The 20893-nt window shown below is 48.5% G+C and carries 17 protein-coding genes; 6 read left to right on the top strand and 11 right to left on the bottom strand.

Annotated features, from left to right (window positions below):
• Positions 1–168: 168 nt before the first annotated feature.
• The 3 genes from argS to RDU59_03005 form a co-directional block, all read right to left on the bottom strand.
• A complete protein-coding gene (argS, locus tag RDU59_02995; GenBank protein MDQ7837443.1) occupies positions 169–1833 on the bottom strand; it encodes an arginine--tRNA ligase in 1665 nt (554 codons plus the stop codon).
• A 48-nt stretch (positions 1834–1881) separates the two neighbouring features.
• Positions 1882–3000 carry an alanine racemase gene (gene alr / locus RDU59_03000; GenBank protein MDQ7837444.1) on the bottom strand — a complete coding sequence of 373 codons (1119 nt, stop codon included), beginning with the start codon at positions 2998–3000 and terminating at the stop codon, positions 1882–1884.
• A gap of 132 nt (positions 3001–3132) precedes the next feature.
• The gene (locus RDU59_03005) at positions 3133–3918 is read right to left on the bottom strand and encodes a sugar phosphate isomerase/epimerase (protein ID MDQ7837445.1); all 786 of its coding nucleotides are present in this window, start codon (positions 3916–3918) and stop codon (positions 3133–3135) included.
• A 262-nt stretch (positions 3919–4180) separates the two neighbouring features.
• Here RDU59_03005 and RDU59_03010 point away from each other — a divergent pair, with 262 nt between their 5' ends.
• The 6 genes from RDU59_03010 to RDU59_03035 all read left to right on the top strand — a co-directional run bounded on the left by RDU59_03010 (position 4181) and on the right by RDU59_03035 (position 11446).
• Positions 4181–4876: a cyclic nucleotide-binding domain-containing protein gene (locus RDU59_03010; protein ID MDQ7837446.1), complete on the top strand. Its 696-nt coding sequence runs from the start codon at positions 4181–4183 to the stop codon at positions 4874–4876.
• Positions 4877–4915: 39 nt separating this feature from the next.
• Entirely contained in the window at positions 4916–6334 is a 1419-nt protein-coding gene (selA, locus tag RDU59_03015; protein ID MDQ7837447.1) for an L-seryl-tRNA(Sec) selenium transferase, read from the top strand.
• 6 nt (positions 6335–6340) lie between these two features.
• The gene (locus RDU59_03020) at positions 6341–8578 is read left to right on the top strand and encodes a tetratricopeptide repeat protein (GenBank protein MDQ7837448.1); all 2238 of its coding nucleotides are present in this window, start codon (positions 6341–6343) and stop codon (positions 8576–8578) included.
• Positions 8579–8756: 178 nt separating this feature from the next.
• On the top strand, positions 8757–9320 hold the full coding sequence (locus tag RDU59_03025; GenBank protein ID MDQ7837449.1) for a GAF domain-containing protein: 564 nt from the start codon (positions 8757–8759) through the stop codon (positions 9318–9320).
• Between the two features lie 16 nt (positions 9321–9336).
• Positions 9337–10353 carry a type I glyceraldehyde-3-phosphate dehydrogenase gene (gene gap, locus RDU59_03030; GenBank protein MDQ7837450.1) on the top strand — a complete coding sequence of 339 codons (1017 nt, stop codon included), beginning with the start codon at positions 9337–9339 and terminating at the stop codon, positions 10351–10353.
• Between the two features lie 157 nt (positions 10354–10510).
• A complete protein-coding gene (locus tag RDU59_03035) occupies positions 10511–11446 on the top strand; it encodes a cytochrome c3 family protein (GenBank protein ID MDQ7837451.1) in 936 nt (311 codons plus the stop codon).
• A 172-nt stretch (positions 11447–11618) separates the two neighbouring features.
• Here the strand turns inward: RDU59_03035 and RDU59_03040 are convergent, their stop codons facing one another.
• The 8 genes from RDU59_03040 to RDU59_03075 form a co-directional block, all read right to left on the bottom strand.
• A complete protein-coding gene (locus RDU59_03040; protein MDQ7837452.1) occupies positions 11619–12239 on the bottom strand; it encodes a DUF2155 domain-containing protein in 621 nt (206 codons plus the stop codon).
• A 271-nt stretch (positions 12240–12510) separates the two neighbouring features.
• Complete coding sequence (locus RDU59_03045) at positions 12511–13470, bottom strand: NHL repeat-containing protein (GenBank protein MDQ7837453.1); 960 nt, start codon at positions 13468–13470, stop codon at positions 12511–12513.
• A 12-nt stretch (positions 13471–13482) separates the two neighbouring features.
• Positions 13483–14721 (bottom strand): cytochrome c3 family protein, encoded by a 1239-nt coding sequence (locus RDU59_03050; GenBank protein MDQ7837454.1) that lies wholly within the window; start codon positions 14719–14721, stop codon positions 13483–13485.
• A 91-nt stretch (positions 14722–14812) separates the two neighbouring features.
• Positions 14813–16828 carry a cytochrome c3 family protein gene (locus RDU59_03055; protein MDQ7837455.1) on the bottom strand — a complete coding sequence of 672 codons (2016 nt, stop codon included), beginning with the start codon at positions 16826–16828 and terminating at the stop codon, positions 14813–14815.
• 26 nt (positions 16829–16854) lie between these two features.
• Positions 16855–18531: a peptidyl-prolyl cis-trans isomerase gene (locus RDU59_03060; protein MDQ7837456.1), complete on the bottom strand. Its 1677-nt coding sequence runs from the start codon at positions 18529–18531 to the stop codon at positions 16855–16857.
• Positions 18532–18668: 137 nt separating this feature from the next.
• On the bottom strand, positions 18669–19715 hold the full coding sequence (locus RDU59_03065; protein ID MDQ7837457.1) for a hypothetical protein: 1047 nt from the start codon (positions 19713–19715) through the stop codon (positions 18669–18671).
• Positions 19716–19831: 116 nt separating this feature from the next.
• The gene (locus tag RDU59_03070) at positions 19832–20413 is read right to left on the bottom strand and encodes a hypothetical protein (protein MDQ7837458.1); all 582 of its coding nucleotides are present in this window, start codon (positions 20411–20413) and stop codon (positions 19832–19834) included.
• Positions 20410–20856, bottom strand: coding sequence for a hypothetical protein (locus RDU59_03075; GenBank protein ID MDQ7837459.1), 447 nt, complete (start codon positions 20854–20856; stop codon positions 20410–20412). The genes RDU59_03070 and RDU59_03075 overlap by 4 nt, the downstream gene beginning before the upstream one ends.
• Positions 20857–20893: the final 37 nt, after the last annotated feature.

Raw genomic sequence — 20893 nt, forward strand, 5'->3', positions numbered from 1 at the left:
ACCCCACCTAACCTACAGGAACACACAGAGAAAATAAGCTTTCAGCGATCAGTTGTCAGTTGTCAGCCGTCGGCAAGAATCTGAGATAAACAACAAATTAAGCTGAACGCTGATTGCTGAGTGCTGATTGCTCCATCCGGAAACCTAGCGTTTCCGGATGGAAATCCATCACATCTTATCCGGCGCCGAGACGCCCAGTATCCTGAGGCCGTTTTTCAATACTTGCTGTACTCCCTGGATCACGGCCAATCGAGCCTGCGTAAGCGGCTCGGTGTCACTTACAATGCGGTGTTTATTATAAAAATTGTGCAGCCCCGCGGCCAGATCGCCCAGATAAAAGGCTATGCGGTGCGGCTCAAGAGTTGTAGCGCTGTCCTCGATTACTTCAGGATAAAAAGAGAGTAGTTTCAGTAAGCGAAGCTCTTCCGGAGCAGTCAAAAGCGACGTATCCACTTTAGCTACAGGCCATATCTCAATGCCTTTTTCTGCCGCCATCTCAAAAACGCTGGATATGCGGGCATGGGCATATTGCACATAATAAACCGGGTTTTCCTGACTCTGGCTCTTGGCCAGGTCAAGGTCGAAATCCAGGTGGCTGTTTGACCGCCGGGTCAGGAATATGAAGCGGGCTGCGTCCTTGCCTACCTCATCGATGACTTCCCGCAGCGTAACAAATTCACCCGAGCGGGTGGACATAGCCACCGGGCTGCCGCCGCGCATCAGATTTACCAACTGCACCAAGATAATATGCACCTTTTCTTTAGGCTGACCGAGGGCCTCCACCGCGGCTTTAAGCCGCGGGACATAACCGTGGTGGTCAGCTCCCCATATATCGATTATGAGGTCAAAACCCCTCTCAAATTTATTGAGATGATAGGCAATATCTGAGGCAAAGTAGGTAGTAGCCCCCTTCCCGCGTACCACTACCCGGTCTTTTTCATCACCGAGGGCCGAGGCTTTAAACCATAACGCCCCCTCCGCTTCATAAAGAAAGTCTCTCTCTCTGAGTATATCTATGGCCCTATCCACCGTACCGGTGTCAAAAAGGCTCTTCTCACTAAACCAGTGATCGTGAAGGACGTTGAAATCCGTAAGATCCCGCTTGATACCCTCCAGAATAACCTGCTGTGCCTCCCGGGTAAAATATGGTATGGCCGGCCCTGTAGATTCGTTTAGAAAGCGTTGACCTTCCCGCTCAATAATGACCTGAGCGATATCCTTTATATAATCGCCCTGATAATGGTTGGCCGGGAATTCGATTTTCTCCCCTAAAAGCTCCCGGTAACGCAGATAGGTAGAGGCCCCCAAGGTCTCCATCTGAGTGCCGATATCATTTATGTAATATTCCCTTGCCACCTGGAATCCGGCCGCATCCAGGAGATTGGCCAGGCTGTCTCCTACGGCTGCTCCTCGTCCGTGCCCTATATGCAGAGGGCCGGTAGGGTTGGCGCTGACAAATTCCACCTGTACTTTTCGTCCCTGGCCTATTTTAGATCGCCCATAATTTTTACGCTCCCGGTCAATCTCCGCTAATGCCTCCCGCCAGCAGCTATCTTTTACGAAAAAATTAATGAACCCCGGGCCCGCTACCTCTACTTTCGACAAAAAATCAGCGCTTTTCCCTATCTCTTCAGACAGCGCCTGAGCAACATCGCTCGGGCTCTTTTTGAGAGAACCGGCCATTACTAAGGCTACATTCGACGAATAATCGCCGTGGGTCTCTGTTTTGGGCCTTTCGAGCTGAAAGCCGGGAACATCTTTATATTCTATTCCCTGCCGATCAAAAAAGGCCTTTATACTATTTAAAACTACTAGTTGCAGTCTTTTTCGCATCTCTAATCCATTAATGTCTTTAAATTTATAAACCGTTCGACTGTGTTGTCAAGGATTGACTGTAAAGCGCGGATTACGGCTGCCTACGGCACAGAGAAGGTCATAACTGATAGTCCCGGCTCGGTCCGCCACCTCATCTACAGAGATAACCTGATCACCCTGTCTTCCAAAAATGACCACCTCATCATCTACAGCTGCGCCTTTAATGTGGCTCACATCAATCATGGTCAGACACATACACACCGTGCCGAGCACGGGCGCCCGTTTCCGACGTATCAGCACCTCTCCCCGGTTGGAAATAGAGCGGCTGTATCCGGCATCATAGCCTACCGGCACTACAGCAATAGTCTTTGCCTCGGGTGTAACGTACCTCCGGCCATAACTAATCGAGGCGCCTGCCGGTATTTTTTTAACCTGGATCACCTTACTTTTAAAGGTCATTACCGGCCTTAGCGCCGCTACGCCTTGCATGTCCTTACCGGGATATGCGCCATAGATCATGATACCCGGTCGTACCAGATTCATCCGTGCCGCCGGGTAGGCCATCAGCCCTGCCGAATTGGCAATATGATTTTGAGGAAGCTCAAACCCTAAACCCCTGCCGATATTAATAGCCTCATTAAAGTGTTCTAATTGACTCAAAGTGTAATCCCTATCATTACTGCTGTCCGCACAGGATAGATGCGACATAAGCCCCAAGACCTTGATGCCTTCCTTCCCACGAACGTAAGAAAGGATAGCAGGCAAATCAGTTATGCCTACACCCAGACGCCCCATACCCGTATCAACTTTTATGTAAATGCCTGCTACCCTGTCTCTATTTTGGGATTCTCTGGAAAGGGCATCTATAAGCTCAAAGTTATAGACCACAGGAGAGATATTGAACTCAACAATCTCAAATGCGTCCCGCTTTGATTCCGGCAGGTGCAGGATAATAGGAGCCCAGACGCCTGCTTGCCTTAAAGTTACGGCCTCCTCCATTATGGATACGAAGAAGCCATCAGCGCCTTGCTCTTGAAGGGCCTGTGCAACCGGAATAAGACCATGTCCATAGGCATCTGATTTTACTACAGGGAAAACTGCCACTTCTGGTTTGACCAGCCGTTTTGCCTCTCTGAAATTATGCCTTACGGCTGAGAGGTCAATTTCAACCCTGTTTAGTGCCATTTTATGCAGCGCCGGCCCGTGCTATCGCCCCATAGAAATAAGTTTCGAATCTTGCGTAACTTACCAGATTGCATCCCGTGTTACAAGGGCTTTATAGACCTGATTTGCCGCCTGAAGGGAAAGGGGGCGTTATTACCAGGGCCACAAAGCATTAAGGGCTTCTACACTCTTAAAAACATCTTCCTCACGATGGGGTTCAAGGGTAACTATCGGTCTGGGGGAACAATTCTTCAGGCAGGAAAAAACTGAGCTAAAATCTATATTGCCACGACCGAGGGCCAGATGGGAATCGGTGTCCCCTAAATTGTCATGCAGGTGAAGCTGTCCCAGATAAGGCCGCAGTTTTCCCAGCCAGACCGCAATATCCGTGCGGCCAAACACATGCCAGTGCCCTATATCAAAGCAAAAGCCGGCGTGGGGCGAGTTAAGCTGTGACAACAGGGCTACGTGGAGGTCTGGAGTTTCCTCATAAACATTTTCCAGCATCACCTTTGTTCCTGCACTCCGGGCCAGATCTATTAAAGGCAGCCAGGACTCAACACTCCTTTCCAACCAGGAATCAACTTGGTTTTGATAGCTTTGACTGTTAAAGCCGGTGTGGCAGACCACACTGAGCGGCTCAAATACCGGCAGTAGTTCAAATGCCTGACGTAGCCGCCTTATAGTAGCTTTTCGCATAAGTGGATCGGGTGAACCCGGCACCATATCCATAAAAGGGGCATGCAGGGTAACAGAAAGGTCTTCCTGACGCAGGAGGCGTGCTATCTCTGTAAACTGAGCCGGAGAAAATTCATCCAAGGCTCGGCTATCTACACCGATCTCCGGATTGATACGGTTCTTTAAGACCACCGGCAGGTATTTGTTCTTTAGCAGGACAAAAGGAACGTTTATCTGGACAGCACGGATCAAATGCTTCATTTCCAACAAACGCCTCTCTTATCAGTTCTGTTTAGTCTGATGTCTCTATTTGAGGCCAGCATAGTATGTTTTTGAGTCCGAATCAAGCCCGGATCTCCAATTTTTAAACGAACATGCCCGATAACATCTTGACATACCTATGTAAAATGAGTAACGTACCAACTCAACGAAGAAATATTCCCATTTATAGGGCTACTAAATAATCTTTTACGTTAAGGATAGGTGCCTTGGCCTTTAATCCTCAAAGGAGCAAAAGAAGCCAATGCTTTCCATTGTGAATGAAATGCAGTTTAAAGACGGAGACTATATATTCAAAGAAGGAAGTTACGGGGATTGGATCTATGTGATTTTATCCGGCCAGGTTGAAATCTCAAAATATTGCCGGGGGCAAAAGGTTATCGTAGAGACCTTAAAAGAAGGTGACGTCTTTGGAGAAATGAGCTTTGTCGATAAAACGCCGCGCTCCGCCTCGGCCATAGCCAGGGGGAACGTCTCTCTGGGTATCGTGGACCGTGATCTCCTGGACCATGAATATAATAAACTGTCGCAGGATATGCGCATGGTATTCAGGGCCTTGGTAAAACGCCTGCGCGAAACGACTGCTAGAATTAGTGCATTTTCCGGCCGCCAGGATCAACGGGCGGAGAAGCCCCTGGACATTCAATTCAAATCCGGCCGGGATTTCACCAAGGCTTATGCCGTCAACATAGGAGGCGGGGGGTTACTGGTAAGAGTCGATGAACCGGTGTCTGTGGGGACAAGATGCGCGGTCCGTTTCAATCTTCCGGGCGAAAGCCTTCCTATTGAAACGGATTGCCAGGTGGTATGGTCAAGCCTGGGGACGGAAAAGGATAAAAAGATAGTGATGGCCGGATTACAATTTATAGACCTGAAAGCCGAAGATCGAGACAGGATAAGCTCTTATGTTAATAAGGTCGGCCAGCTTGAACAGAAATAAGAATATTAAACATGCGATGTAAGCCTATTCTATTAAAACATGCCATCCAGGGAAGATACAAATAATCCGCTGCGCAACATCCCCTCCGTGGATGAAATATTATCTCTTCCAGAGACACAATCATTGCTTGAAAAATATCCCCGCCGCCTGGTGGTATCGACTATCCGCCAGGTATTGGAAGGGATACGCGGCCAACTCCTGGCCGCGAACAGTCAATCATCCCATGTGGATACCTCTCTGGACAATATCACGGAATCGTTGAAGAAATTTTTAGGCCATGCTGGCCGGCCCAGTCTCCGCCCTCTTATAAACGCCACGGGAGTGGTCATCCATACCAACCTCGGGCGGTCATTATTAGCGGACGTAGCGGTTGGCCAGATGAACGCCATCGCTGCCGGTTATTCAAATCTGGAATTTGACCTGTCTGCCGGGCAGCGTGGCAGCCGGTATGTGCATGTGGAAGAGATACTGCGTCAGTTAACCGGCGCTGAGGCCGCCCTCGTGGTCAATAATAACGCGGCGGCCGTGCTTCTGGTGCTGGATACCCTGGCCAGAGGCAAGGAGGTTATTGTCTCCCGCGGGCAGTTGGTAGAGATAGGGGGCTCTTTCCGCATACCGGATATAATGGCCCGAAGCGGGGCACAGCTGGTCGAAGTGGGCACGACCAACCGAACCCATCCGGCAGACTATGAACGGGCTATAACTGAGAATACGGCCTTTCTAATGAAGGTCCACACCAGTAACTTCCATATAATAGGGTTCACTTCTGAAGTTCCACTAGCAGATCTGGTCGCGCTGGGTAAAAGACATGGTCTTCCGGTGGTGGAGGACCTGGGGAGCGGATGTTTTGTTGATCTTTCCCGCTACGGGCTGCTTAAAGAGCCCACCGTCCAAGAGGCGCTCCAGGCCGGGGCAGATATAGTGACCTTCAGCGGGGACAAGTTACTGGGAGGGCCCCAGGCCGGTATCATCCTGGGCCGGGATAAATTTATCAGGCAGGTCCGAAGCAATCCCCTGAATAGGGCGCTAAGAATCGATAAGTTAACGCTGGCCGGCCTGGAAGCTACCTTAAGGCTGTACCTTGACGAGGAAGGGGCCGTCAAGCAGATACCTACACTACGTTTATTGACCATGCCCATCGCTGAGATCAACAGAAAGGCATTGCAGCTTTACCGTCGCCTGACGAAGGTAGCCGTGGATCATCTTTCGTTGCAGGTTATAGATGTTGACTCCCAGGTAGGCGGCGGGGCCCTGCCGCTTCAGAAATTGCCCAGCCGGGCCGTAGCCGTCCAGCCAAAGGGATTCTCCGTAACAGAACTGGAGGCCAGGATGCGAAGCCTTTCCCGCCCGGTCATCGGCCGCATTGAAAACGATCAATTTATCATGGACCTGCGCACAGTGAGTACGGAAGAAATTCCCCATATTGTCGAAGCCGTCAAAACAGTCCTTTCGGAGTAAGCCAACATGGTAAAAAGGCTCTCCATAACTTCATTGGAACCACAGGATATATTCCTTTTCCAGGAGTATATAAAGAAAGACTTAACCCTTCTCTTTCAGACCCAAGATGTACTCCTTTTGCCTGCGAACTGTGCACCGGATCTTCTTAGCCCCCTGATTACCGAAAGCAAAATGGAAACAATTCCCCAGAATCCCCCCACACCCCCCTTTGGAAAAAACAACTCAGTATTCTTGCCTTTTATATGGCAAAATGAGCCTCTCGGCATAGCTATATTTAAAGATACGCCCGGGACATTTAAAAAAAATATGCTATCCAGCCAATGGTCGAAGCTCAGCCAATTAATCCTGGAAAAAATCCAGGTATATAAGACCTATTTTACAGATACGGAAAGCGGCGCACTGGCCCCGGAGCTTTTAAAAGATACCCTTATCCAGCTTATAACTACAGACCTGAAGAGCAGGGATACTAAGCCTGTCTCCGAAACAGAGAGCTTTCCGGATCTGCCCGGCTCGCCGCCCCATTTTGTGATAATTTTTATAAAAATACTCTCCAGTCGGCCACTAAAGCGCCGCCCTAACATGAGCCCTAAGCCGGGACGTCAAATGGGATTCTGGGCGGATATTATCCCGGCTATAAAAAATGAGCTGAAGGGCTTTGATCTTTCATGCCTGTTTCGCAGAGACAAATCGACCTTAGCCCTGATCGTGCCTTTTTGTGATGAGGAGAGAGGCCGTAATATAAGTCTGGCCATATTTGAACTCTTTAATAAAAGACGCCTTAAGGATGGAATCAAGGCGGCTATAGGGTTTCTGTCCTATCCAATAAGTAGCAACGAAAAATGCCGGAATCTGCCGCCGGGAAAATTATATGATCTTATTATCGGGAAGGGTAAAGAGACTCTGGCCGTGGCCCAAAGCAGGTTCGATTATCCTCTCTGTTTTTCCCGGGAGCTTGAAGAGACCTCTAGCCTTAAAATGGCGGTACATATTCATCGGGTTACGGATAAGCTGAGAAGGAAGTGGGAAAAAACGAAGAGATTTTCCCTGATATTGGCAAGATATGATGACCAAAACGGCAAAGAGGACCATGCTCAACTTGTGGAGAAGGTAAACTCCGGCTTATCGCCGGGGCAGTCAATCCTGCCGTGTACCGAGAACTCCTTCTTTGTTTACCTGCCGGATATCAGCCCGGAAGAGGCCCTTCTTGCAGGACAGAATTTGAAATCTCAGATAAAGGAAGACTGCGGCAAGACCGTAACTATGGGCCTGGCCGGTTATCCGATGCTCGACTACGAAAAAAAGGAAGTCGCTTTTAACGCCTACAAGGCGCTTGTGCATACTGATTTCTTTGGCCCGGACACCATTACCGCCTTTGACGCCGTAAGTCTCAATATAAGCGGGGATACGCTCTTCAACGCAGGCCATATCCACGGCGCCATAATGGAATATAAAAAGGGACTATCCCTCGATCCGCAAGACGTCAATCTCTTAAATAGCCTGGGCGTTTGCCATGCCCGGCTTAAATGGTATAAAAAGGCCATTTCCTGTTTTGAAAAGACCCTATCTATGGAAAAAGATAATTTTATGGCCCAATACAACCTGGGGTTGGCCTATCTCAAAACCGGCATACCGGATAAGGCCTTTTTGGCCCTGCAACAGGCGACTTCATTGAACGGAAATCATTTTGACATCCTTTTTCAGATGGGGAAGTTATTACAAGAACAAAAAAGAGGGGCGGAGGCCGTTGGTTATTTTCAAAAGGCAGCGCAATGCCCGGATGCCAAGGGGTATATATACCGATACCTGGGAGAAGCTTATCTCGGCTTGAATCTAAAAAAAGACGCCATGGCTGCATTTAAAAAGGCGGTTAAGAGCAACCCTGCTGACGCCTTCTCCTTCAGTTGGTTGGGCATGCTTTATGCTGAACTAAAAAACGACCTGGAAATTGCCCGTACATTATGTCAAAAAGCGCTCGAACTCGATCACCAAAACAGCCTCTATTGGAAGACAATCGGGCGGATTTATTATCTCAAAAACGATTATCCTCAGGCCATCCACCATCTTAGAGAGGCCCAGCGCCGGATGAAAAAAGACCACGAAATCTACTATCATTTGGGCCTAGTTTATGAAAAAATGGGTGACATAGCCGAGGCTAGGAGAAAATGGCAAAAGGCGATTAAGGTCAATCCCCTTTTTAAAGAGGCCCGGATCGCGCTTCAGTCCATAGGTACGATTGAGGAATAAGTAAGAACCCTGTCCTTTTTAAGATCATAGTCCTCACGTCTTAAACAACAAGACGCACATTTCAAGATTCTTTACTTCAAATCTTTACATTTACAAAAAGATATTTTTCCCCGATAATACAAAATTATAGGACATTTCTATGGGAAAAAAAGCTCACTAAGAGGAGGGAGGCATTTTTATGAAAAGCAAAGAAAAGGACTATTACCGGTCCCTGTACGAGGTGGCCATGGTAATAAATTCCAGCCTGGATCCGGCCACGGTCCTGGCAAAGATAGCGGAACAAGTTACTTTGGCCATAGAAGCCAAGGCCTGTTCTATAAGACTCCTTGATAAGCAAGGTAAACGGCTGCTTTTAGGGGCCTCTTATGGGTTGAGTAAGGGCTATCTACGTAAGGGTGCAGTAGAAATAGAAAAAAGTGGCCTTGACCAGGAAGCCCTGGCCGGCAAGAGCGTTACTATCCGTGATGCGTGCACCGATCCACGATTCCAATATCCGGAAAAAGCAAGGGAAGAAGGCATTGCCTCGGTAATGGTAATACCCCTTATGATTGAAGATCGAGCTATAGGCGTACTACGTGTCTATTCCGCTACGTGCAGGGATTTTGCCCCTGAAGAAACAGAATTTTTGACGGTCATTGCTAACCTCAGCGCCATCGCCATTGAGAATGCCCGCCTACATCAGGCCCTTAAAGCAGATTACGAACTTCTGGCTGCTTATGAATATAGACTTTTTGACGATTAAAAAGGGGAGAAGAGCTATGAGAAAGGCAAGAATAGGTATAAACGGGTTTGGCCGCATTGGCCGCCAGGCGTTAAAGGCTATACTGGAAAGACACCCGGAAAATTTGCAGGTAGTGGCTATTAACGATCTGTTTGATGCGCCTACCAACGTCCACCTGCTCAAATATGATACCAATTATGGAATATTTAATGTTCCGGCAGAGATCCGCGACGGAGAAATGGTCGTTGGTGATTGGAGAATTCGTAATTTTTCAGAACGGGATCCAGCCCAGATACCATGGCATGAGGTCGAGGTTGACATCGTTATAGAATGCACCGGCCTCTTTCGCACCGGGCCCAAGGCCAATATGCACAGGGAAGCAGGGGCCAAAAAAGTAATCATAAGCGCTCCGGCCAAGGAAGAAGATATCACCATTGTTATGGGAGTTAACGAGGAGGCTTACGACCCGGTCCTCCACCATATTATCTCTAATGCTTCTTGTACTACTAACTGTCTCGCTCCCCCGGCAAGGGTCGTCAACAGTCAATTTGGCATTGTTAAAGGTTTTATGACCACTGTACATGCCTATACCAACGATCAACGCATCCTCGATCTGCCGCATAAAGACCTGCGAAGGGCGCGCGCTGCGGCCTGCAATATAATTCCCACCTCAACTGGAGCAGCAAAAGCCGTAGCGCTTGTAATACCGGAACTCAAAGGCAAATTCGACGGATATTCATTAAGGGTCCCTACGCCTACCGTATCCGTGGTAGATTTCGTGGCGCTACTGGAAAAAAACATCACTACAGATGACCTGAGGAAGGCCCTAAAAGACGCGGCTAACGGTCCGTTGAAGGGCATCATGTCTTATTCGGAGGATTTCCTGGTTTCCTCTGATTTTAAGGGTGATCCCCATTCAAGCATAATCGATGCCGAATTCACACAGGTGCTGGGAGGCAACCTGGCCAAAGTCGTCTGCTGGTACGACAACGAATGGGGTTATTCCTGTCGTCTTGCAGACTTAGCTAACCTTATAGCCGAAAAGGGGACTTAAAGCTATGCGCTAAAGAAAAACAGCGGAATGCCGATAAGAAAATAGAAGCGTTAATCAACAGGCTAATCCATAAATAAGGACGATAGTGAAAACGGCATCCCGCTGGTTGATAATACCTGCGCTATGGACTTATTTCACATGGGTAAGTCCCGGTGCAATGGCTTTAGATACCAATTGTGACAACTGCCATGCCTCCTACAAGGCCGTAGTTATGAAAGGCACACAGGATGATCAAGGTTCAGGGCATTGCACCCGGTGCCACACGGCCATACAGGCAGGCAATACCGGCAAGGCCGGATCAACCCCTTATGTTTATCACAATACCGGGACGGACTTAGCCGGTGGCAATTTTTATTATGTCGGCCTTCACGGTAGCCGCCATGGCCATAATGTGGATGGGTTTACGGATATAGGGCCGGATACTATTAATGCGCCGGGACTAAACAACCCCTCCTCGAACTTCACCAGCGTCCGGCTCACATGTGCCGGTAAATATGGCTGCCATGGCGACCGTACCAATATCTCACCACGCGAAGCCATGAAGGGAGCCCACCATGCCTACAACTCTGCCAAACCGTCCGATGGAAAGACGGTAGCAACAAGTTACCGGTTTCTGTTTGGAGTTACCGGAAGGGAAATGAACGAAGACGGCTACAAATGGGAATACAAGACTGCCGCTGATAAGCATAACGAATATCAGGGGTCTGATAACTGGCGTAATCCAAAAAGTATAAGCTACTTATGCGGTCAATGCCATGGCAGCGATGCCCTGGGCGGCGGTACAGGTAACTTTCACGGTGCGGCCGGCATCGGGGGCAAGGGCCCCTGGTTAAGACACCCGACAGACATCCCCATCCCGGACGGGGAATTCTCCGGTTATACGGAATATAACCCGGCTGTGCCTGTTGCCAGACTGGATATCGAACGCGCAAAAAATCCGTCAGAAGTGAACGTCTCGTCAGGCAATGAGGTGGTAATGTGCCTGTCCTGTCACCGTGCCCACGGTTCGCCCTATCCGAGCATCCTCCGCTTCGCTTACGACGAAAATATGTCCTCTTCAGGCTCTTGTCGTACCTGTCACCGCAATCACTAAGAACTGCTTGCCACGAATTGACACAAATAAACTCGAACATGCATAGCGAGCGCATTCCCCGCAGCTTGCTGCGGGGAGCTTCAATAGATAGAAACCCTTTTATAGCATCTTCATCGAAGCGGTTTTATTTGTATAATTTGTGTACATTCGTGTGTATTCGTGGCTAACACATCTAAATCGGCATTTGATTCTTCAGCACGATGGCATATACCTTGTGTTGGAAAGGATGTACCTGGGGAAACTTTTCGAACAGCCAGCCCTCAAAAACGTTCTTATTGTCTTCGTAAATGATTATCTGCGCAGCCGGATTTTTGGATTCATTAGAAAGTGATGTTATCCCCTGGGGAGACATGGAAAAATTAGGCAGAAAATTTAACACCTTAATTTTTATCTTACTATTAGGAAGCGTGAAATCCTTATTAATCCCCACCACATAATCCTTTTTTTCGTTCGTTTGTTTGTTAACCACGGCTATCACCACCGCCTTCCATTTGCCCTGTACCTCCCGGGGGACAACCACCGGTGCGTGGCCTTTCGTAACCGGTCTTGCCTCCGGTTTTTGTTCCCCCTTCTGGATAGCTTCAAGCATCTCCTTCGGGAACTGTTTTCCCATGGCCGGGGGCATCTGCGCTTGCCCGTCTGGAGCAGGTTCGTGCATAGACGGTTCAGAAGGCATTGCCGGCTTCTCTTGCGCCGTTTTTATGTCTTCCTTTTTCTGACATCCGCCAGCCAACAAAATCCCTCCCGCAATGAGTGGAACTGCAAACATCCCGATTTTTTTGAACGTATCCATTATTCCATGTCCTCCGTATTAGTATAAAACCCCTCACGTGGCCAAACTAAAAACCACGGTGAGGGGTTCTAAGTTTATTATCTTATGACTCGGAAAACCGTTATATTTAACCTGATTGGCACCCGGAAACCAAAAAATTCCGGACGAGCAGCCAGCACTCAGCCATCAGCGTTCAGCTTAATATGTTGTTTGTCTTAGGTTTTTGCTGATAGCTAATTGCTGATCGCTGAAAGCGTGAAGCCGGAAACAGTAGTTTCCGGATGAACACTAACTATTGCTCCGACCGGCCGGCCGGGATAAAGACCTGTAGGCGATTATTATCGGCGTCAACTATAAACAGCCGATAATCAGAAGCCACTTCTACCCGACAAGGGAATATGAACTTCCCCTCCTTCCACCCCTTTTCGCCTATCTCTCCCTGCCAGTTCCCGTTTCGGTCCAGGAGTACGATTTGATGCCGGTGAGAATCCAGGACGTAAATGCGCCCCTGTCCATCCACAGCTATGTCCACCGGAAATTCAGTTTCTCCGCGAAGATCCCCGCGCTTACTAACTTGGCGGATAATCTTCCCTTCTTTATCAAAGAGATAGACTATACCGCGCTGGGCCTCAAGCGCAATTATGTTACCGTCCTTAGCAACTGCTACCGCTGAGAATCCCGTGAACGGCGGTTCAGGAGGATTTATGTGGAGCTTATACGTTAAATTGCCATCAAAAATGTAAATTCTCTGGTTCCCTTGATCCACGACATAGAGATTGTCCTTATCATCTAAGGCCAGGCGAGTAGGCCAAAAGGATGAAGCATCGGGAAATCCATCCGTAAGAATGCTGCGTCTCTCGCCGGTCTCAGGATTATAACTGATAAGACCCTGAGCGCCCCGCTCGCTGACTATAATCGTCCCCCGGCTGGTCTCTACAGCGCTAATGGGTAACGCCATTTTGTCGGATTTAAATTCAGACAGGAACCGGAATTTACCCTCACTGTCGCCAAAGAAAAGCAGGCGGTTATTGCCGGTATCAGCCACAAGCAGTCTATTTTTGGCCTGTGACCAGAAAAGTCCCTGTATCTGCTTAAATTTGCCCATGCCTTCCAGTTGTGTAAAACTAACCTGGAGGGAAAAGGGGGTCTTTTGCTGGGCAAAACAAAGATCAGGTGCAAAAAAAACCGATATAATGCTATACGACCCAAGGATAATTAATAAAAGCCTGATCCTGCCAAACATCAAAGCCATACCGCAAGCTCCTTAATCTCTTTTATGGCACTCTATGCACAGTTCCTTTTTGCGGTCGAAATAGAGCATAAATTTGTTTTCAGCAGTGTGCATCCCGTGACAGGTAGTGCAATAAGTCGGCTGGTTAGTCCGCGGATCTATAGATTTTTCCCTGAGGGGATGCGATAAGCTGTGCTCTTTTTTATGGCAACTCATACAGATATCAACTCCGTCGCCTTTAAAGTAGCGGGGCATATTTGCGGCGTGTGGATCATGACAATGGGAACATTTTCCCTCCTTGATAGCCGTACAGCGGATGCCCTTTTGTTTCTCGATGGATGCCTTCTCACGCCGGTCCGTGTCGGCATGGCAGGAGATGCAGAGCCATTTCTCTTTCTTCCAGATAAGGCCTTTATCCTGCGAGGCATGAGGATTATGACAGGTGGTGCAGGCCTTACCTCCTCCGGCGTGAACATATATCTTAGACAGCATATCCTTCTTATTACCATGGCAATCAAGGCATAATGTCCGGCCGGTCAACTTTGTTGTAAGGGGCTTATTTGCTACAATCGTATCGTGGCATGCCTCACACTTTTGATCGACGAAAGACTGATGGGCTATAGGGTTGAAAACCCCTTTCTTGTTTGAGGCATGGGGATTATGACAGCTAGTGCAGTCGGCATTCTGGAGGGCAAAGGCCAGAGAAACCCCCTTACTCTTGCACTTAATACCATGACAATCCTGGCAAAGACGATTTATATTTTTCCTTACCAACCCTTCCTCCCTGGAGACATGGGGCTGGTGACAAGAAAGGCACTTTTTCTCCCGGAAGGGCGGTATGGAATAGGAAAAGGCAAGCTGCTTTTTTACGCCCTCATGGCAGTCCAGGCATAAGCTATTTGCTTCTTTGGCCAGTAGATTTCTGTGTGCAGAGGCATGGGGACTGTGACAACGCGTGCATTTATCATGCAAAAGAACGGAATGAACGTACCCGCGCCCCAGTTCCTGTGCCAATCCTTTATGGCAACTATAGCAGAGCTTATTTATGTCATCCTTTAAAAACTTATCCTGGTTCGCGGCGTGAGGATTGTGACAGGCCATGCACTGGCCCTTGGCCACAGGATCATGTATGGTTTTCTGCGCAAATTGCTTTTTTAACTGGCTATGGCAGCTATAACAGGTATCAGCCGAAGGCCTTGCCGCCAGCGCTTCACCTGTTAGTGTCCAGACAAAAAAGGCCAACAAAGGCAATATCGCAAACTTAACCCTCATATTGTTAACATCTCTCCATCTCATAAGCTTTCCGGGTATCGCGGAAATTTCGCCATTCGTCCCATATTAAATACGGGGTTTATCACTTATTTTATTTATGGCACAGCCTGCAATCTCTCTTGGCAAAAGGACTGTGCTCATTTTTCTTCAACAAACTTCCCTTAGCGGCTATATGTGGTTCATGACACTCCAGACATAAGCTGGTATTTTGGAGCAACCCTTGATGCGCCTTGATATTAGTAGGTTTATCGGCGGCATGGCACTGGAGACAGAGGAATGGATCACGGTTGGCCAAAAGTCCTTTTTCTTCTCCGTAATGGGGTAGATGGCAGCCGCGACAATTGCCTTGCTTGACCGGCATATGCCCCCGGGCCGAACGCAGCGCCTCCTTTAGCTGGCCATGGCAGGACAGACACAGCTCGCCGGTTTGGTTGAGGAGCAAACTGGCAAGCTTTGTACCGTGCGGGCTATGGCAGCTAATGCAGTTCCCTTCCTTTATGGGTTGATGTACGGCCTGGGCATCTTTTCCTTTGGCCACGAAATTCTTATGACACTTCAGACAGAGTTCAGAAGGTGGGATCATCTGCTGCATAGGATAATTACTGGCATGGGAGTCATGACAGCCCTGGCATTCTCTTCTCATAAACGGCGGGTGACCCTTGCCTTCTATACCTATCTTCTTCATTTCTACATGACAGGAGAAACAAATATCAGTCTTGGAATGCTTGAGAAGAGACTTATAATTCGCTCCGTGCGGCTTATGACATCCTGTACAATTCTTTTTACTCACGGGCGTATGAACGTATGCCTTATAAAATTTATCTCTGGCCTCCTTATGACAGCTGTAGCACAGGGCTTCCGGGGATACGCCCAGCATTCCCTTATAATTGGATCCATGGGCGTTGTGGCAGGCCGTGCACTGATCAGATGCGAGAGGTTTATGTACATAAGCTGCGCTTAGCTCTTCCTCCGTCTTCTTATGACACCCGAGACAGAGCTTCTTTTTTTCCGATTTGAGCAATTGCTTATTAGCCGCGGCATGCGCATCATGACAGGCCGTACAACCCTGCTTTTTGAGTGGCGCATGGGGCACACCTGCCTTCAAAGAACCTGCCTTCTCTTTATGACAGGTAAAACAAAGAGAGTTGACATCCTTAACCAACTGGGGAACAAAATCCGTGGCATGGGGACTATGGCAGACCAGACACTTACCCTCTTGTATGGGCTTATGCCGGCAGACCTGTTCAAATCGCTTGGCGACCTGCTCGTGGCAGGAATAGCAAAGAGCGCCATCCTGAGCCACCGCCTTTAGCGGCTCTTTATCTGCAGATGGATGGTGGCAGGAACCACACCTTTTTTCCGCCAGAGGCTTATGTATAGAAGGCCTTAGTAACTTAGGATGGGCTGTGGCATGCGGGTCATGGCATCCCGTACAATGCGCCTTTTCCACCGGATAATTCTGATGCGCTGCCCGGAAAGAGGCGCTCCCTGAGTTATGACAACCAAGGCAAAGCTCTGTCTCTGGTTTTACAAGATGATCGGCCTGGGGTGAGGCATGCGGTCTGTGGCAGGTCAAGCATCCTTTTTCTACCGGGGCATGGACCTTAGCGCCTTTAAATAGCGCCTCTTGGTGGCAATCAAAGCAAAGGCTATTACCCTGTTTTTTTAAGAAGAGTTTATTGTCGCCGGCGTGTGGGGCATGACAGGGTATGCATTTGCCTTCTTTTATAGGGGTATGAACCGCAACTTTTTCACTTATCCCCAGTTTTTCCGCGGCATGGCAGGTATAACACAACGCGGCGCCCGGTTTCTTGAATGTCCTGATGGGTATCTTGCCATGGCGGTCATGGCATACTTCGCAGTCTTTTTTGAGCGCCGGACCATGGACATAAGGTTTTTTGAGATCATCAAATTTCTTGCCATGACAGTCCAGGCACGCCTTCGGAGCAAACCCTCGCTGCGGTCTGGCCGGACTTTCAGCACAACTTAAAACGATAAGGGCGATCGCTACTACAAGTACTGCAATGCCTATGGCGTTAAATTTTATTTTCCGAGTCCCACACCAAAGGCAGCTTCGCCGCAGGCGGACGTGCTTCGAATTTTTCATGCGCTGCACCATATCATCAGCCTTCATTACTTGTCAAGAGTAGAAGATTTTGCAGTAGGCAGGAATCGTTCTGTCAATTCCCGGATAAAGGGATCATTTATCCTGACTTCAGCATCCTGTCTTAACTCTCTGGCGTAATCCGTCCATAATTTCTCATAGTTTTCCTTGACATAATCCCTTTGCACGACGTCCTTTATTTGTTCAAAGTCCTCGTAGTCAACATCGGACCTGGCCTCCAGTTTTACGATATAATACGCGCCGCCCTCTGAAAGCACATCGCTGTTCTCTCCAACCTTCAAGGCAGAAACAGCCTTAGATAAAAAAGATAATTTATCTTCCGAAATCCAGCCCCTGTCTCCTCCCTTCTCAGCCAGGCCGTCTTCGGACTTATTTTTTGCCAGCCAGGCAAAATCAGCTCCCCCGCGCAGTTGTTCCAGGATGGCCCGGGACTGCGCCTCATCACTTACAGTAATCTGCCTTATCCGGTACTGAACCGGCTTGAGATACTTGTCACGGTGTTTATCGTAATAATCCCTGAGGAGTTCGTCTGAAACCTTTATCTGTGGGTATATAACCTTCTGGGCAAACAACTTCTTTAGTAGGTATTCTTCGTAATACTTAAGCATGCGACCGAAATCTGCATCTTGCTCATAATGCCGATTTAAAGCAACTATATCCACAAGTTTGCGGTCGATCCAGTTATCTACAAGCTTTCTCTTTAAGGCCTGCGGATTATCCGCAACCAGTTTAGACTCCGGTATATCTTTGAGCTGTTGATAAAACTGGCCAACCGTCAATATTTCTTCTCCAATTTTTACTATAGGCCGTTCATCTTTGGCCCACTTTTCATCCCTTGCGGCGTCAATAGAAGCCGGCAATTCTGCCAACAAATCTTCGCTTATGACTATATCGGCCTGCTTGTGATATCTCTTTAAAACTTCCTGACTTAGCGTCTCTTCTTTCTTCTTGCGAAAATGTTTTTCTGCAACCTGCCGTATCTCCTCTAAACTTTTCTCCGGTGCCGGCTTCTTCTCCTCAATTTTTATTATTTGATAGCCGGAGGGAGTTTTAATTACGGGTGTTATCTGGCCGGCCTTAAGAGAGAAGGCTATATCTCTAACTGATTCCGGGAGTTGCCACCGGCGTAAAAAACCCCGGTCTCCTCCCTTATCTTTAAACATATCGATAGAATGCTCCCGGGCGAGAGCGGCCATATCAGAACCGGCTTCGATCTGGTCCCGTATATTCAGGGCCTTTTCCTCAGTTCCCACCGTTAGCTGGCGAAGATGCGTCTCCTCCATCTGCTCATTGTAAAATCGCCGCATCTCGTCATCGCTTACCCAAACCCTGTCCTGAACCTCTTCTTTATAGAGGCGTACCACTGATTCCCTGAGTTTATATTCGTGCATCTTATTTTGCACCCATGGATCCTTATCCAGCCCCATACGATAGGCCTCCTGGACAATCAGGCGTTCATCGATCAATTTATTAACATAATCCATAAGGTCGAGATGCTCATCCGGCCGTACGGCCTCAGTGCGATGCGTTATCTTTAACGCCTCTTTTAAATCCCCCTCAGTTACCGGCACGCCGTCCACCCAGGCCACGGGTTTTTCACCTGAGATCATAAACCCGCTACAGGCCGCAAGCAACAAAAGCACCCCGATAATCATATAGTTTCGTAACAATATAAACAGTGACATATCTAACTCCCCAAATTTGGCCCTTTACTAAGCCGTCAGCATTCAGCTTAATGTGTTGTTTGTCTTAGATTTTTGCTGACAGCTAATTGCTGATCGCTGAAAGCGTGAAGCCGGGAACAGTAGTTTCCGGATGGACACTACCTAACCTCAATATAAGGCAAACGCTGTACCAATTTTTTGATTACCTTTTCGGCAACCTTATCGGCCGTTCTTATTCGCCCCCAATCCAGGACTAAGATATCGTCTTCGCCCGTAGCTCCCAGTCGATCCGCCCAGATGATGGTCTTATTAGGAACATATAAAAGACGCAGGCTGATAGCTGCCTCCGGGATAACCTGTCCTTTGGCGCCCAGATCTTCGGTATATTTTTCAACTGTTCCGAGCAGGATGCCATCGACTTCAAGTTTCTTGCCCAGCGCCTGCAACGTATCATAGTCCAGTTCTCCCCGATACGGATAATTCTCTGAAACCAAGGTATTCCAGACCTGGCCATATTCAACGGTCGCCCAACCCGTTTTTTGCGCTATGCCCGCAAGGAATAGGTACGTGGCGATAACCCCGGCATCCCTGCGCGGGCTCAGGTTCCCAAAGGGCATTACCGCCACCCGGAAACGCCATTTCTCTTGTTCCGCCTTATCCGGCGGTGTAAACCGCTTAAGAGGAGAAAAAAGTTCCTCAATTACTATAGGGGAGAGCCCGGCCAGTGTCGTAATCTTACCCAGGCCAAGGACCGTTTTAAATTCCTCCCCACTGCGGCCGGCATATCCGCCCCAGACAATATTCCCATCCGGCACGGATACCAGGCGGGTAGAGATGGATAGTAACGGGTCATCAGAGCATAAATTTACGCTTCCCAGCAGAATATAAGCGGCCCCAAGCCCGCGATCCATACTATGAATAATTTTATCTGAGAAACGCCCGGTGCTTCTAATTTCATGCCGCAACAGAAATCTTTCTACTACTTCATCAGGCACTATTTCAGCCCCGGCATCTTTAAACCACTGCCGTATATAGGGCATAACCGTTTCCACGGCCTCTTTCTTATCAGAAAGGTTCTCAAAAGGCATCAGCGCTATAGCTTTTCGGGCCAGCGGCAGCCGGGCATCGCTATCAAATGCCGCCCGTCCGGCACAGGAGGGTAAAAAAATAAGGAAGGTTAAGAGAAAAGGCAGTATTTTCCGCATAGGGCTGTTTCATAACTATCTAGAAGCGTCTAGATTAAAGAGACTATAGGGCAGGTCCCGCCCTACCATCAATATTTTGTTTCGAATTTCGATATTCGTATTTCGAATTTTACCTCTCATGGATACAGTGTCCGGATTGTCTTTTTAACTACCTTTTCAGAGGCCTCGCTGATCGTATCTGCACGCGCCCCAAAATGGCGGGTCCCAAAACCCGCCCCACCGGTAGAAGCGCTTACTGACCATACAATGGACCCAGAGTCGGTCTCCGCCATAACTAAGGAGATGGAAATTTCAGGAGCGGCAAAGGATCCACCTTTTGGTTCCTCATACCTTTCGACCGAGCCTGTAAGAACGGCCTGTGCATTTAATGCCCTGCCAATTTCCTTGATCTGCTGCGGAGGCAGTGCTGTTACCGATTCCACTTTGACCGCCTTAAGGGTAGCCGAAAGATCGCCGGCTACGACCACATCCATCAAACCTGAGGCCAGAAGTTCATTAATTACCAGTCTTCTGATCCTTTCAGAAGAGAACTTCTCATTGGTAAGATTATCAAAGGGCAATACGGCCACCTTTTTTATAAAGCTAAAGTCAAAGTCCTGGCGTATATAAAAACTCGGCTTAGGCGCACGGGCACAACCAAAAAGGGTGAACGCCAGTAAAAGACAAATTATAAAGTGATAAGCCCCCCGTCGCTTCATGGTAAAAACAGACTCCTTACTATAATCTTTACCGCATCCTCGGCTGTCTCGCCCAAGGTAGGCCCTTCAGCCTTGAAATGCCTGCCCCAGAAGCTGGTTCCGCCCGACGTGTACTGGGTCGAAGCAATAATTGCTCCCGAAGTAGTTTCCACCACAATACAGTGAATAGTTACCTCAGGATAGGATATCGTAACACCCCGCACCACTCCAAAGGCATGGACTGAACCCACCACCACCGCCGGGACCCGCAACCGCTGTCCAATAATCTTTATATTTTCAATATGCAAGGCACTGATGGAGGTAATACCGGCGCTCCGTATAGCATTTAGTACCTCGCCGGGCTCGATAACATCTACACGACCCCTATACAAAAGTTCTGTAATCATGAGATCTTGCACCTTTTTACCTGCATAGGGATCGTTTGTCAGATTCTCAAAAGGCATAACCGCTACCTTTGTAATCTGACGAATATCAACGCCT

Source organism: Thermodesulfobacteriota bacterium, assembly GCA_031082315.1.
In the GTDB taxonomy this organism is placed as follows: domain Bacteria; phylum Desulfobacterota; class QYQD01; order QYQD01; family QYQD01; genus QYQD01.

Bases quoted from the DNA above. Each gene is read 5' to 3' on its own strand.
- argS (MDQ7837443.1), bottom strand. From the start codon at position 1,833: ATGCGAAAAAGACTGCAACTAGTAGTTTTAAATAGTATAAAGGCCTTT.
- alr (MDQ7837444.1), bottom strand. From the start codon at position 3,000: ATGGCACTAAACAGGGTTGAAATTGACCTCTCAGCCGTAAGGCATAAT.
- RDU59_03005 (MDQ7837445.1), bottom strand. From the start codon at position 3,918: ATGAAGCATTTGATCCGTGCTGTCCAGATAAACGTTCCTTTTGTCCTG.
- RDU59_03010 (MDQ7837446.1), top strand. From the start codon at position 4,181: ATGCTTTCCATTGTGAATGAAATGCAGTTTAAAGACGGAGACTATATA.
- selA (MDQ7837447.1), top strand. From the start codon at position 4,916: ATGCCATCCAGGGAAGATACAAATAATCCGCTGCGCAACATCCCCTCC.
- RDU59_03020 (MDQ7837448.1), top strand. From the start codon at position 6,341: ATGGTAAAAAGGCTCTCCATAACTTCATTGGAACCACAGGATATATTC.
- RDU59_03025 (MDQ7837449.1), top strand. From the start codon at position 8,757: ATGAAAAGCAAAGAAAAGGACTATTACCGGTCCCTGTACGAGGTGGCC.
- gap (MDQ7837450.1), top strand. From the start codon at position 9,337: ATGAGAAAGGCAAGAATAGGTATAAACGGGTTTGGCCGCATTGGCCGC.
- RDU59_03035 (MDQ7837451.1), top strand. From the start codon at position 10,511: ATGGCTTTAGATACCAATTGTGACAACTGCCATGCCTCCTACAAGGCC.
- RDU59_03040 (MDQ7837452.1), bottom strand. From the start codon at position 12,239: ATGGATACGTTCAAAAAAATCGGGATGTTTGCAGTTCCACTCATTGCG.
- RDU59_03045 (MDQ7837453.1), bottom strand. From the start codon at position 13,470: ATGGCTTTGATGTTTGGCAGGATCAGGCTTTTATTAATTATCCTTGGG.
- RDU59_03050 (MDQ7837454.1), bottom strand. From the start codon at position 14,721: ATGAGGGTTAAGTTTGCGATATTGCCTTTGTTGGCCTTTTTTGTCTGG.
- RDU59_03055 (MDQ7837455.1), bottom strand. From the start codon at position 16,828: ATGAAAAATTCGAAGCACGTCCGCCTGCGGCGAAGCTGCCTTTGGTGT.
- RDU59_03060 (MDQ7837456.1), bottom strand. From the start codon at position 18,531: ATGTCACTGTTTATATTGTTACGAAACTATATGATTATCGGGGTGCTT.
- RDU59_03065 (MDQ7837457.1), bottom strand. From the start codon at position 19,715: ATGCGGAAAATACTGCCTTTTCTCTTAACCTTCCTTATTTTTTTACCC.
- RDU59_03070 (MDQ7837458.1), bottom strand. From the start codon at position 20,413: ATGAAGCGACGGGGGGCTTATCACTTTATAATTTGTCTTTTACTGGCG.
- RDU59_03075 (MDQ7837459.1), bottom strand. From the start codon at position 20,856: ATGCCTTTTGAGAATCTGACAAACGATCCCTATGCAGGTAAAAAGGTG.